At 64.4% G+C, this 13,194-nt stretch carries 10 protein-coding genes; 4 read left to right on the plus strand and 6 right to left on the minus strand.

The features are described 5' to 3' along the window. The 3 genes from QZZ60_RS06860 to QZZ60_RS06870 all read right to left on the minus strand — a co-directional run. On the minus strand, positions 1-240 hold a 240-nt coding region (locus tag QZZ60_RS06860; protein WP_295639697.1), incomplete at its 3' end, for a hypothetical protein. Positions 241-498: 258 nt separating this feature from the next. After that, a complete protein-coding gene (locus QZZ60_RS06865) occupies positions 499-951 on the minus strand; it encodes a type III secretion system chaperone (protein ID WP_295639699.1) in 453 nt (150 codons plus the stop codon). Between the two features lie 208 nt (positions 952-1,159). After that, positions 1,160-2,947, minus strand: a complete 1,788-nt coding sequence (locus QZZ60_RS06870) for a hypothetical protein (RefSeq protein WP_295639702.1) — start codon at positions 2,945-2,947, stop codon at positions 1,160-1,162. Between the two features lie 729 nt (positions 2,948-3,676). Here QZZ60_RS06870 and QZZ60_RS06875 point away from each other — a divergent pair. Continuing rightward, complete coding sequence (locus QZZ60_RS06875; RefSeq protein ID WP_295639705.1) at positions 3,677-4,108, plus strand: cyclophilin-like fold protein; 432 nt, start codon at positions 3,677-3,679, stop codon at positions 4,106-4,108. Positions 4,109-4,204: 96 nt separating this feature from the next. On the opposite strand, the gene QZZ60_RS06880 is transcribed toward QZZ60_RS06875, so the two are convergent. Then, positions 4,205-5,545, minus strand: coding sequence for a 4Fe-4S dicluster domain-containing protein (locus QZZ60_RS06880; RefSeq protein WP_295639707.1), 1,341 nt, complete (start codon positions 5,543-5,545; stop codon positions 4,205-4,207). A gap of 695 nt (positions 5,546-6,240) precedes the next feature. On the opposite strand from QZZ60_RS06880, the gene QZZ60_RS06885 reads away from it, so the two are divergent. Together QZZ60_RS06885 and QZZ60_RS06890 are read left to right on the plus strand one after the other, a co-directional pair. Beyond that, positions 6,241-6,699, plus strand: a complete 459-nt coding sequence (locus QZZ60_RS06885; RefSeq protein ID WP_295639709.1) for a NapC/NirT family cytochrome c — start codon at positions 6,241-6,243, stop codon at positions 6,697-6,699. Further along, positions 6,692-8,227 carry an ammonia-forming cytochrome c nitrite reductase subunit c552 gene (locus tag QZZ60_RS06890; RefSeq protein WP_295639712.1) on the plus strand — a complete coding sequence of 512 codons (1,536 nt, stop codon included), beginning with the start codon at positions 6,692-6,694 and terminating at the stop codon, positions 8,225-8,227. Before QZZ60_RS06885 ends, QZZ60_RS06890 begins: the two co-directional genes overlap by 8 nt. 397 nt (positions 8,228-8,624) lie before the next feature. On the opposite strand, the gene QZZ60_RS06895 is transcribed toward QZZ60_RS06890, so the two are convergent. Together QZZ60_RS06895 and QZZ60_RS06900 are read right to left on the minus strand one after the other, a co-directional pair. Further along, positions 8,625-9,482, minus strand: coding sequence for a DUF3737 family protein (locus QZZ60_RS06895; RefSeq protein ID WP_295639715.1), 858 nt, complete (start codon positions 9,480-9,482; stop codon positions 8,625-8,627). A 294-nt stretch (positions 9,483-9,776) separates the two neighbouring features. Continuing rightward, on the minus strand, positions 9,777-10,772 hold the full coding sequence (locus tag QZZ60_RS06900) for an ADP-ribosylglycohydrolase family protein (RefSeq protein WP_295639718.1): 996 nt from the start codon (positions 10,770-10,772) through the stop codon (positions 9,777-9,779). Positions 10,773-11,136: 364 nt separating this feature from the next. Between QZZ60_RS06900 and cas3 the strand changes: the two genes are divergently transcribed. Then, on the plus strand, positions 11,137-13,194 hold a 2,058-nt coding region (cas3, locus tag QZZ60_RS06905), incomplete at its 3' end, for a CRISPR-associated helicase Cas3' (protein ID WP_295639721.1).

Raw genomic sequence — 13,194 nt, forward strand, 5'->3', positions numbered from 1 at the left:
GAAGCCCGGGCCGAGCAGCTCGGCAAGTTCGGGCATGAGCGCGTAGGCCCGGCCGAAAAAGGCGTCCGTAAAGCCGCCCATGACCAGACAGAAATCGCCGAGCGCATCGTCCGGGGCGTCGTCCAGCCTGCGGAGAAACTCCTTTTCTTCTCGCGAGGAGTGCACGGGCGAGGGCATGCCCCACGCTCTGAGCAGGCGTTCGGGATTTCTTTTCCAGCGCCATGAAAGCACAATAGCCATGTTCTCTTCCTCAACATTCCGGCGGAGCCGGGTCAGGGACAAAGTCAGGACGGAGCCCTGAACACGACGTTTCCCCTCCATCGCGGAAAGAAGCGCCGGATCGACTCAAAAACAGATATCGCAGGGTGAGGCCGCCTTTAAGTATTTTCCTCAGAAGTGCCGGAGCAGGCAACCGGCGAAGACGGGCACGAAGCGCGCGCCTCTTTCGGGGAGAAGGCGCGGAGCGTTCCGTCACATTCCGAAAAGATCCTGCGTCCGCTACACGCGCAGCATATCCTGTGCAAAGACGGCGGGAGCTTCGTCGGACGCCGGCGCTTCGGCGTTCAAACACACGCCCTGCCAGTGCTGCGCCACGTCCACGAAGTTCTGCACCCACGAAACGACGCTGGAGCCGTCAAGCACGCGCATGGACATGACCCCCTGAAGCGTGACGCCGGTATCCTCGCGCGCGGCCAGCGTGAAGCCCTGCGTGCCGCGGAAGAAGGTGTTGGCGTCAAGAAGCGCGGCAAAAAGCCCGTTTCGCCCGCGTTCCGGCAGAGGGGTCACCACGGTGAACATCATGACGGCGTCCGATCCGGGCAGATAGCGAAGGCTCACCTCAAAATCGTCGATGACGAGCAGACAGGAAGGGTCGTCCTCGCGCACGGTGATTTCCGGCAGGCCCAGCACAGGCGCCAGCGTGTCAAGCAGGGAGGCAAAGGCGTGAGACATGGTCATATCCTCAACATGACGTTACGGGGTTGAACGAAACGGCGCAGACAGAGCGCGCCTTCCAGACGGAACGCCGGGAAAAGACGCCCCGCTCAGACCCGGCCCCGTCTGTCGCCGTTTCAGGGCGGGGAAAAGCCGGTTTCTGCCGGTCGACGGCTCTGCTTCTCAGGCAGGAGGCGCCTTCCGGCCCGGACCGGAAGGCGGGCTGCTACCCGGCGGCAGGCTGCGGGGCTCTGGCCTGCATGCGGCAGGCGACAAGTCGGCTGCTGCCGTCGGGCATGACAACATAGGTGTAATCAATGTCCAGCGGCGAGGCGTCGGGCTTGAAAAAGCGCATGGTCACGCTGCCGTCGGCCTGACGACGCACGTCGATGTCCAGCGGGGAATGTTCGGATTCAAAAATGCCGGTCACGGAACTGTTGGAGCGCACGAGAAACGCGCCGCTCTGCCCCATGCTCTGAATGACCTGCCGGGCCTGCACCTCGTTGCCCGCGCAGAGACGCAGCGCCTGTTCGGCAAGCAGGTGACTTCTGGACGAAGGCCGTCCCGCCGCGTATTCCGCACGATCCGCGTCCGACATGCCGGACGCATCCTGAATGCGCACGGTCTCAGCCTCGCCCCCGGCCACGCCGAAGCTGACGGTCGGCATGTATCCGGGCAGAGCGTTGTGCGAGCCGCGCCGCTTGATGTCCTTGGCCAGAGAGGCTTCCACCTCCTGCAGGGTGCCGAGATTCTGCACGGGCGTAAGGCGCGGAACGTTGACGAAGTCGCTCATGGTCAGCACAACGGGTCCGCGCAGACTTTCGAGCGTCTTTTCCATGGATATGCCCGAGGCCAGCGTGGTCATGCCGACGGAATCGGCCGTGGGATCTGCGGGCCTCACCTCCCGGAACATGGCGGCCAGTCTGCCGAACAAGGCATCGGCAAAGTCGCGGCAGCTCACGTCCTTGAGATTGCCGGGCATGGCTTCCCGAAAACAGCCCTGCCACATCGTTTCCCGGCTGAGCGGACCTTCCGGCTGAGCGGCGCGCATCTCTCCGAGCCTCTGCACGAGAAGCGAACCTGCCGCAATGCCGCCGAAATTCGCCGCGCGCACGCAAAGCGCGGCTATGTCCGCCGCGGTCCCGGGCGTGGCCCAGGCCATCATGTCCTGCGCCACATTGTCGATCTTCACATCTCTGCCGCAGGCAAAGGCAAAATTCCTCAGCATGGCCGGCGAACCTTCGGACACGGCGCGCGACACGGCCTGAGCATCGAAATCGCGGCCCTGTTCCGCGGACATTTCCGCTTCATGCAGCACCGCCATGCCTGCAAGTCTGCTAAGCTGCGTTTTCTGCGCGCTGTCGAGTCCCAGCCCGGCGGCACAGGCATCCACGGCCTGATCCACGCCTCCGCCGTCCAGAAAACGCTGCGCCTGCACGGCGTTCCAGGCCTTCTTCATGGCGGGAAGCGAGGCGTCCTTCACCATGTCGGCAAGCATTGCGTAGGAAAGCAGCTTTCCGTTCTCCTGCCCTGCGGCACGAAGCAGGGCTTCACCGAAAAGATTCTTGAGCTGCTGACGGTCGGCGGGGTTCACGGCGTGAGAGGCGCAGAAGGCGTCAAAGGCCGTGTCGAGATTGCGGGTGTCCCCGGCACCGTCGTTGGCCAGAACGAAATGACGCGCCATGTCCTCGTTGATGCGGCCGAGCCCTTCGTGCATGGCGGCGGCGTCGGCCAGAATGTCGCGCGCAGCCCGTGCGCTGAGCGGCCTGCCCTCCTGTCGGAAGACCCGCATTCGCGGCGCAAGCGCGTCGGCCACGGTGTCGCCGTACTGCTGACGCACGGCGGCAAAAAGCACGTTGCCTGCGTGCCGGTTGGTGCTCTTGAGCGTGAAGAACGTTCCTATTTTGCCCTGCGTCTTGAAGCCGCCGTCCTTGACCACGATGCTCGCATCATCGCTCATGTGCGTGGCAAGGTGCACAAGATTGCCGAACGTCAGGCTGATGGGTTTGCTCATGATTCCTCCACCAATGTTTGATCAATCCTTTCCGACCTCGGTCACGACCGCCGCGGCAAACGACGCGCCGGACACTCTCCCCGTCCGCTGCGTCTTCCGACGGAATGCCACGTTCCCACAATGACATGGAACGACCGGAGACGCAAGGCGACGAACGGCGGCGGCACGGCGACGTGACCGGAACCACCTTCCGTCCTTCATCGTGCAAAAACCATGCCGCCCGGCCTTTTCGGACAGACAGGCCGCCCCGGCCCCGTGCCGCGGGCAGGACGGACGCAAAAAAGCCAACGCCGGTGTCATGTCGGCAAAAATCAGCAACAACGTTGCCACACTCTCTTTTACACGACAACGTTCCGGCCATGTCCCCGGGGCTTGTTCCGCATCATGTTCGTCGTGATCGGGGCAGGCCGCGGGCCTTGCAGAAAAGCGCCCCCTCCGGCCCCGTGCCGCAGGCCGGAGCCTTGCCCCGCGCTCATGCCTTTCTGCTATGACCGCCATGCAGGACAAGTATTTGCCTTTCGCCGCCTTGCCCATCATAACGTAAGGACATGACGGCATCGTTCCGCCGCTGCGGCGAACGCCGTCCCCGGATTTTTTCCCGGATTCTTGTGCGGGGTCGAGCAAGGCGCGTCCCTGCCGGAACGACACGCCCGTCAGAAACGACACGCCGCCTGCTCCGCATCATGAAGAGCCGAACGATCCGCCATCATCTTAGAGGAGAAACGATCCATGAAACCAGTTTTTGCCGCCCTTTGCTCCCTCGCCGTGCTCGCCCTGTCGTCCGCTTCCGCGGACGCGGCGGAAAAAAGCGCCCTGCGCCTCACCATCAACGGGAACGTGCTGTCCGCCACGCTGGAGGACTCGCCCGCAGCGCGCGACTTTCGGGCCATGCTGCCGCTCACGCTTAACATGCGCGACTTCAACGGCACGGAAAAAATCAGCGACCTTCCCCGCCGTCTTTCCGAAAAGGACGCGCCCGAAGGCGTGACGCCCGTGGCGGGAGACCTTGCCTACTACGCGCCGTGGGGCAATCTTGCCGTGTTCTACCGCGACTTTTCCTGGTCGCGAGGGCTCATTCGCCTCGGCCGCATCACCTCGGACATCGCGCCTCTTGTGAACGCCGGAAACGGCGACACGCTCATCATAGAAGAGGCGGACTGAACGGCCTGAAGAAAAACGGCCGGGCGAGAGACCCCCGTCTTCTGCAAAACGGATCCCAAGCGAAGCCGTACGTTGCCGCGGAGCAGCGTCCCCCCCTCACACCATGGCGGAGAAGAGAAACAGCGCGTGCATGGCGGAAACAAGCGCCACGAAGCCCTTCTCCGCTCCGCCGCCCGCGCCCATGCCGAGCCAGCGCAGGGAAAGACCGCCGTGCGGGCACACGTTCAGGCAGTCGCGGCACAGCGTGCAGGAAAGGCCCGGCCCTCCGGCGGCAAGACGCGCCGCATCGAACGCGCCGTAGCGGCAGACGCGCGTACACGCGCCGCATGAGGTGCAGCGCGGCGTCGTGCGCACGCGCCAGAAGGAGAGACGCCCCAGAAGACAGGCAAGAAGCCCCAGCGGACAGACGAGGGTGCAGTAGGCGGCCCAGCCTTTTTTGCGGCTGACGAAAAGCGCCGCGGGAACCATGACAAGACCGAGCGCCGCGCCGCAGATCGCCGCCGTGGCGGGCGGCACGTTGCCGAAGGAAAAAAGCAGCGCCGCCGCGCATGCCACAAGCAGGGATAAGACACGCCAGCGCAGGGGGCCGGGATGCCGCGCCGGTCTCTCTGCGGTGGCGGCCCACGCGTCCCAGGAGCCGAAATAGCACAGATGACTGCACCACGCGGCCCCGACGAGCAGCACCGACGCCCCAAAAAGGAAGGGCATGAATCCCGCCGTGCCGCGGTAGAGCATTCCCGCGACAATGACCCCGGGAACGGGCACGTGCAGCTTTCCGGTCATGGCAAAGAGAGACCAGCCCGCCGCAGACAGAGCGAACTGCGCGAAGAAGACCAGGGAAAACAGCCTCCACGCCCGCAGCCTTGCTCGCGTCGCTGCCTTTCTTTCGGCAAGACGGGAGCAGACGAACGCGGCCCAGAAGCCGGCAAGAAGCCCCTGCACCATGCCGAAGCCCGGAAGAATCCTGTCGAGAAGCAGAAGATGCGGGGCAAAGCGCGCCATGGCAAAAAGCGGCACGGCGGCAAGAAGAAAGGCCGCCGCCTGCATGGATGCCTTGTCCCTGCCTCTGCAGAACCATGCGCGGCCCGGCCCCGTCCATGCGAGCACGGCGGCCGTCACCGTGAAGGCGGCCACGGCAAGCAGTATGACGGCAAGGCGCATCCACGGCGCGTCCATGGCAAGACGCACCTGCACGAGAACCTCCGTCGTGCGCACCCATTCCCCGGCCAGAAAGACGAGCGCCGCAAAGGATGCGGGCCGCATCCACGCCCTGCGCCCGAAGCAGGCCAGCGCCCAGAGCACACACGCCGCCGCGCCTCCCGCGCCGCCGGAACGCCACAGATGCGCGGCCCCCAGCGCAAAGGCGGGCACAAGAAAAGCGGGCGCGGCGAAGGCGCGCGCCCCTCTGCCCTGTCTGTCGTCATCCGGCGTCATCATGCTTCTTTCTCCTTTTTTCCGTGCCGTTTTCCGGCCGCTTCCGTCACGATCCATGCGGTCGCTTTCCCGCCCGCCTGCCGCGGGCACGCAAAAACGCCCGGCATCGCAAAACGCGCAGACAAACGCCCCGCTCCTGCGCCGTCCCGCCGACTCGGCCGACGGGATTCCGGCCATGCCGAGCCATCCCCTCCCGGAGACGTCCGGCCAAAGGGCGAAACGCGTCTGCGCCCCCGTTCCCAGCCTGGGCAAGGCGCTCCGCCGCAGGTTCCGGACGACCGGCGCTCCCGGAGCCTGCGCCGCGAAAAGCCACAGGCCCCGAAACGAAGGGCCACACGCCCCGAGACGGAAAAACGCCCCGCCCCGAGACGGAAAAACGCCCCGCCCCGAGACGGAGACCGGCAGTCTCGGCGCCCCGGCCTGCGCTTCTCAGGAAAGAGGCATGGACGGCCTCCACCTCTTCCGCCGGTCTCCCGCAGTCTTCTCCGCAGCACGGAGCTTTGCGAAAATCCGCGCCCCGAAGGTACGCAAAGCTCCGCAGCCTTGCCGTGATTTTCGTCATGTTTTCCTGCCTGAACGAAATTTTTCTGCGCTTCTTTTGCAAGTTTCCGCCAATTGTGATTTAAATCACAGTTATTTTCTTCTGCGCCAGGTATGACTGGAGGGCCGTGTTTTTTCATAACCCAGGGAGGAGAGCGATGAAAGCATCCAGACACGGTCCATGGAAACTGCTGCTTGCGGGCACGGTGCTGGGAGCGGCACTGGTGATCCTGGCGGCCGTCGGAATGCAGTATTCCGACACAAGGCCCTTCTGTTCCACCTGTCACGTCATGCGGGAGGCCGCGCTCACGCACAGTCAGTCGCCGCACGCGGATCTGACGTGCAACGAATGTCATGCCCCGCACAATCTGCTGGCGAAGCTGCCCTTCAAGGCACAGGAAGGACTGCGCGACTTCGTGGCGAACCTCCAGGGAAAGGAGGCTCCGATTCTCGCGCGGCTGGAAACCAGGGACGTGGTCAACGCCAACTGTCGCGCCTGTCACAGAGTCGCGAACGAGAACGTCATGATGGCGAAACCCTACTGCGTGGACTGCCACCGTGCCATGGCGCATCAGAAGAAAACCCCCGTCAGCTTCAGGGAGGCGGCAGATGAATAAGATGAACATGATCATGACAGGCGCCGTGCTGGCCTGTTCGCTCATCAGCGCAGGCTGTCAGGACGAGAGCTATGAGGTGAAAACCCCGGTCTACCAGAGCGGTCTTCCGGCGAACACGCTGGACGCCTCCAGGTTTGAAAAGGCGTTTCCGCTCCAGTACGCCTCCTACAGGCAGAACGACGAAAGCTCCGTGATGACGGAGTACAAGGGCTCGGTGAACTTCCGCAAGAACGACAACGTGAATCCTCTGCCGAAGGGCTTTCGTGCGGGACAGCCGTATCTCAAGAATCTGTGGCTCGGCTATCCGTTCATGTACGAGTACAACGAGGCGCGCGGTCATACCTATGCGGTGAAGGACATTCTCGACATCGACCGCATCAACCGCTACTCGCCGGACGGCAAGGGCAACATGCCCACCACCTGCTGGAACTGCAAGGTTCCGGCGATTTCGCAGTGGGTGGCGGCCGAGGGCGACGGCGTGTGGAGCCGCGACTTCAACGAGTACCGCACCAAGGTGGACGTGATGAACGAAAGCATAAGCTGCGCCACCTGTCACGACACCACGACCATGGAGCTCCAGCTTTATTCCGTTCCGCTCAAGGACTGGCTGGCCCGGAGCGGCAAGGACTGGGCCACGCTCTCGCGCAACGAAAAGCGCAGTCTCGTGTGCGGCCAGTGCCATGTGGAATACTACTTCACCCACAAGGACAACGGACCGGCAGGCAAGCCCGTGTTCCCGTGGGACAACGGCTTCGACCCCGAAGACATGTATGAATACTACAACACGCACGGCGCGAACAACGGTCCGTTCACGGACTTCGTGCACGCCGTTTCGGGCGTGAACATCATCAAGGCCCAGCATCCCGAGTACGAGACCTGGCAGAACGGTCCTCACGGCGCGGCGGACGTGTCCTGCGCGGACTGCCACATGCCCTACGTGAAGCAGGACGGCAAGAAGTACTCGAGCCACTGGTGGACCTCGCCGCTCAAGGATCCCGAACTTACCGCCTGCCGCACCTGCCATTCCGACAAGACGCCCGAATTCCTGCGCGCCCGCGTGCACGACATTCAGGAAAAGACCTTCCGGCAGCTGCTCAAGGCGCAGGAAACCAGCGTGAAGGCGCATGAAGCCGTGCGTCTGGCCAACGAGTTCACCGGCGAGAGAAACGCGAACTACGAGAAGCTCATGGCATCGGCGCGCGAGATGGTGCGCAAGGGTCAGTTCTTCTGGGATCTCATTTCCGCGGAAAACAGCGTGGGCTTCCACAACCCCTCCAAGGCGCTCGACACGCTCATGAGTTCCATGGAATACAGCCAGAAGGCCATTGATCTGTGCCTCGAGGCCACGAACGCCGGCATCGCGGCGAACCTCGCGGGCGACATCAAGGACATCGTGCCGCCCATTCTGGAATTCAACCGCAAGATGCAGCAGGACCCCGAGGTCATGAAGAGCCACAAGTGGCTCACCTATCTCCCGGTGCTGCCGGAAGCGGGCCTCGTGTGGGAAGGCAACGTGCGGGTGAAGTAACGGACAAGAACGCCAAAAGCGTTCCGAACGGGCCGGAGGACAGCTCTCCGGCCCTTTTTTTTCGTCGGAAAAGCGGCCCCGCCCTCCGGTCCCAGGCTCCCGGCGGTCCTCGACGAAAAACGGGACAGGCTCCGCAAAAAGAAATGTCGCCTCACGCTCCCCTGCCCCGCAGGCCGGGGGGCATGACGCAGCAACGCGCCCCCGGAAACGGCTTCTCTCGCTTCCCGGCCTGCGCGCGCCGCGGCCCCGCCCTCCGGTCCCAGGCTCCCGGCCTCTCACGTTCCGCAGAGACGCAAAGAGCGCTGCCTTCGTCATGCCGACAGCGCCCTTTTCATTATCAGATATCCGCTCCCCGTCCGTTCAGGCGGACGGGAGCCTCCGCACCAGCTTGCAGAGCCTACGCGCGGGCGTTGTTGTCCGCGCCGCCCGTGATGACGATTTCGGCGTGGGAGTCTCCCTCCTGAATGAGCTCGTCCACGGCCGGGAGCACGATGCGCCCCGAACGGGGATTCTTGATGCTGTCCACGGGCGCGGTGAGCACGGCGTCCACGTCGGACTTCTCGAAGCAGAGGTCGGAGTCCACCACCTCGCAGTCCACGAGCTTCAAATTCGTGCAGTAGCACAGGGGCTGCGAACTGATGATGCGGCAGCGCTCCAGCGTGAGATGGTCGGAGTACCAGCCGAGAAACTCCCCCTTCAAGACGCAGTCGCGCACCGTCACGTTGATCGCGTGCCAGAAGGCGTCGCGGCTCGTGATGTCGCAGTGCTCGAAGGTGCAGTCGTGCAGATACTGCAACGCGTACTTTCCCGTGAAGCGCACGTTTGAAAAGTCGAGATTCGCCGCGTGCAGCATGAAATAGTCGCCCTTCACCGTGCAGTGCTCCATGCGGAAGAAGCGCGAAAACCAGCCGAACTCGTTGGACACGACGTCGCAGTTTCTCACGGAAACCTCGTGACACTCGCGCAGCGCCTTGATGCCGTGCATCTTTGAGTCCGCAATGTCCACATGATCGGAATACCAGAGCGCGGCGCGTCCGTTCTCCGTGATGTCGCAGTCTTTGATCGCAAGGCCGTGCACGTGCCAGAAAGGATAGCGCAGATTGCACAGACAGCGCTCGGCCGTCACGTCCTCGCATTCCTTGAGCGCGCTTTCGCCGTCGGCGGGCCCGGTGAACGCACAGTCCCGGACCAGAACGTGCCGAAGCCCGTAAAGCGCCCTCTCTTCATCAAATGTCCTGTTTTCTATGATGTCCATACCGGCTCTCCCATGAATGTTCTGCGCATAGTTATAAGCACGCCTCATAAAAGAGCAAATACCTATGATTCATGGGTATCAATGCTTTTTGAGCATGGCTGTCCTCACGGCTTCGCACGGCATCCCGAAAAAGACTTTCCCGGAGGGAAACTCCGGCAGGCCGCCCCTGCCCGGAGCCGTGCCGCATCGCTCCGGCACGAAGCTCTCGCGTCCGCCCTGCCCCTTTTGTCCGCCTTTCGGCAAGACGACGGCAGCAACGAGCCCCCGGCGCCATGCCTCTGCGGCATGGCGCTTTCAGGCGGAGCGCTTCGACCAGCCCGTCTCCAGCAGCGCGTCCGCAAGCTCAAGCGCATCCACGGGCCAGTACGCTTCCGGCCGGGGACGCTTCACGCCGGGCCGCCCGGCTTCGGGGCGGCAGGCAAGAATGGTTCTGCGCCACGCTTCGGGCACGGCCTCTTCGCCGTACACGGCCCCGAGCAGCGCGCCCGCTATGGCGGCGTTGGTGTCGGTGTCGCCGCCGCGCATCACGGTATCCACCACGCCTTCCTCGAAGGACGGCGCGTGCAGCATCTGCCAGAGCGCGTTCTGCAGGGCAATGAGCACCCAGCCCATCTGAGACACGTAGTCGCGGGGAGGCTCCTGCGCGGCTCTTTCCACGGCTTCGCGCAGGGCGGGTTCCAGCTTCATGCGCTTCATGGAGGCGAGCATTTCCTCATAGAGACGCTCGCCGCTTCCGCCCTCGCGCACGGCCTGCGCCACGAGCGCCGCATACAGGGCGTCGGCCTGCGCGCAGACGGGGTGCGCGTGCGTGATGGCGGCATCCTTCTTTGCCCATTTCATCACGTCGGCCCGGCTGCGCCCCGCGCCGAAAATGCCCAGCGGACTTACGCGCATGAGCGCACCGTTGGCCTGACTTGCCGGATTGGGCATACCCTTCAGCGCCGCGGCAATGGTGTTTCCGCAGTCGAAGGGATCGGACTTCAGCCAGTCGCGATACGCCTTTGCCGTACGCAGGGCGCAGTAGCGGCCCACGGAGACGAGTCGGCGGGCCATGGCCAGCGCCATTTCCGAATCGTCCGTGGGCTGACCAGCAATAAGCTCGAACGGCCCTCCGTCGGCAAGTTGACGCACGCCGCCGGGATATTCCGCGCGTATGCTCGACGCCGAACGGAATTCCACCAGACTGCCGAGAGAATCGCCCGCAAGCTGTCCGAGAAGGCAGCCTCTCGCGCGGGAACGCACGTCGGCGGGAATCTCCTCTGCGAAACGTATTTGCTTATCCTGACTCATGGCATGACTCCTTTCTCTGAACATCGCACAAGACGACGGCTCTGAACGACGCGGCCCTGCCGAAGTCTCCCGCAGACATCGCCGGGACGGACGCCGGGGAACCGGAAACGGGAGACGCCGCCCCTGCGATCTCTCACGGCCGGGCCTTTTTTCGGAAGATTAAAACAAAACGCTCTCCGGCACAACGACGCGCGTCCGAAGGCACGGCAGAATCCGCTTTTCCCTCTTCCGCCTTGACGCCCCTGCGCCCCCGCCCTACGATGAAAGAACATGCCGTCCTTCTTCCCGCCCCGGTCGGCGCGTGCCTCCCGCTGCTGCCGGAACGAAGGGCCGACGGCCTTCCCCTCAACGCAAGGACACGCTCATGCTGCGCCGAAAAGCCGCTCGCGCGGAAACGAAAGAGACGCCCGTCATCCCGCTGGAAGAATGTCTTGCCAAAAGCCGCGTGAAGGACGGCGTGACGCTTCCGGGCCGCACGGTGGAAGAGCACTGCCGCATCACCGGCGCCGTGGCCGGATCGCTCATGGCCGCGCTGCCGCCCTGCACGGCGCGTCTTTTTCCCGAAAACAGCGATCTTGTGGTCGCCGTGCACGATGTCGGAAAAGTCTCCCCCTGCTTTCAGGGCATGATACACGGCGTCACCGGCGAGTCCTCCGACTTCCCGGCGCTCGAGCCCTTCCGCCTCATGCCGAAGAAGCTCGGGCACGCCTCCGTGAGTCAGGCCGCGCTCATGGAAACCTCCCCGTCCGTCGCCGACATCGCGGGACGGCATCACGGCGCTGTCCCCGAGGCCTGTTCGGCAGACGACGAGATCTGCGGCGGCCGCCCGTGGCAGAACTCCCGCCTCGAACTCATCGCCCGTCTGTGCGGCGGCCGCGCCCTGCCCTCAGGCCTCTCCGCCGAAAAAAAGACGCTGCTTGCAGGCTTCACTGCCGTGGCCGACTGGATAGGCTCGGGCCCCATGTTCGACGACCCTGCCGAGGACTGGCGGCCGCTTGCGCCGCGCGCCGTGGCCGAGGCGGGCTTTCGCCCGGCATCCTTCGTGCCCGGCCTGCGCTTTGAAGACGTTTTCGGGTTTGCGCCGAACGCCGTGCAGAAGACCATGACGCAGGCCGTCACCGGACCGGGGGTCTATGTGCTGGAAGCGCCCATGGGCTCGGGCAAGACCGAGGCCGCGCTCTTTGCGGCCTACCGGCTGCTTGCGACGGGCGCGGCGGGAGGACTCTACTTCGCCCTGCCCACGAGACTCACGTCAAACAAGATATTCGACAGGCTTCTGCCCTTTCTTCACGCCGTGCTCACGCCGGAAAGCCGGAATGCCGCAACGCTGCTTCTGCACGGCGGCGCATGGCTCTACGCCACGCACGAAGACAGGGGCGAGAACGCCTCGTCGTGGTTCGAGCAGAGCAAGCGCGGCCTTCTTGCGCCCTTCGGCGCGGGCACGCTGGATCAGGCGCTCATGAGCGTCATCAACGTGCGTCATGCCGCCGTGCGCAGCTTCGGGCTTGCGGGCAAGGTGGTCATACTCGACGAAGTGCACTCCTACGACGCCTATACCGGCACGCTGCTCGACTCGCTCATCCGGCACCTCGAACGCCTGGGCTGCACCATCATCCTTCTGAGCGCCACGCTCACCCGCGCCCGCCTCTCCCGGATGCTCGACTGCAAAGACGCAGGCGGAAGCGCCTATCCGCTCATCACGGCCGTCGGCTGCGGGGAAAAGACGGCCGAGGAGCCGCCTGCCGTCCGCACGTTCACCGTGCCCGACAGGGAGTCCAAACGTGCGTGCGTCCGGCTTTGCCTCGACGCTTCCGACCACGAGGCGGAAGAAGAGGCGCTCATGCGCGCCGGGCAGGGACAGCAGGTTCTGTGGATCGAAAACAGCGTGCCCGAGGCACAGGCCGCGTTCCGCTTCTTTGCGGCGCGCACGGCCGGCACGGGATTGGAGGCCGGACTTCTTCATTCCCGCTTCACGCCCTCGGACCGGCAGAAAAACGAGGAGCGCTGGACCGCGCTTTACGGCAGGGACTCGGCGGATCGCGGTCTTTGCGGCCGCATTCTCGTGGGCACGCAGGTGCTCGAGCAGTCGCTCGACATCGACGCGGATTTTCTCGTCACGAGGCTCTGCCCCACGGACATGCTGTTTCAGCGCATGGGCAGACTGTGGCGGCACGAAGGCACGAAGCGCCCGGCCGAAGCCCGGCGCGAAGCGTGGGTGCTCTGCCCTTCGCTCAAAGAGGCGCAGACCTCTCCCGCCGCGGCCTTCGGCGTTTCCGGAATCGTGTACGCGCCCTATGTGCTTGCCCGAACGCTGGAAGTCTGGACCGGCAGAACGATGGTCACGCTGCCGGAGGACCTGCGCCCCATGCTCGAGGCCACCTATGCGGACAGAACGGACGAGCCCACGCCCGCCATGGCGCGC

Source organism: uncultured Mailhella sp., assembly GCF_905187505.1.
Lineage (GTDB): Bacteria > Desulfobacterota > Desulfovibrionia > Desulfovibrionales > Desulfovibrionaceae > Mailhella.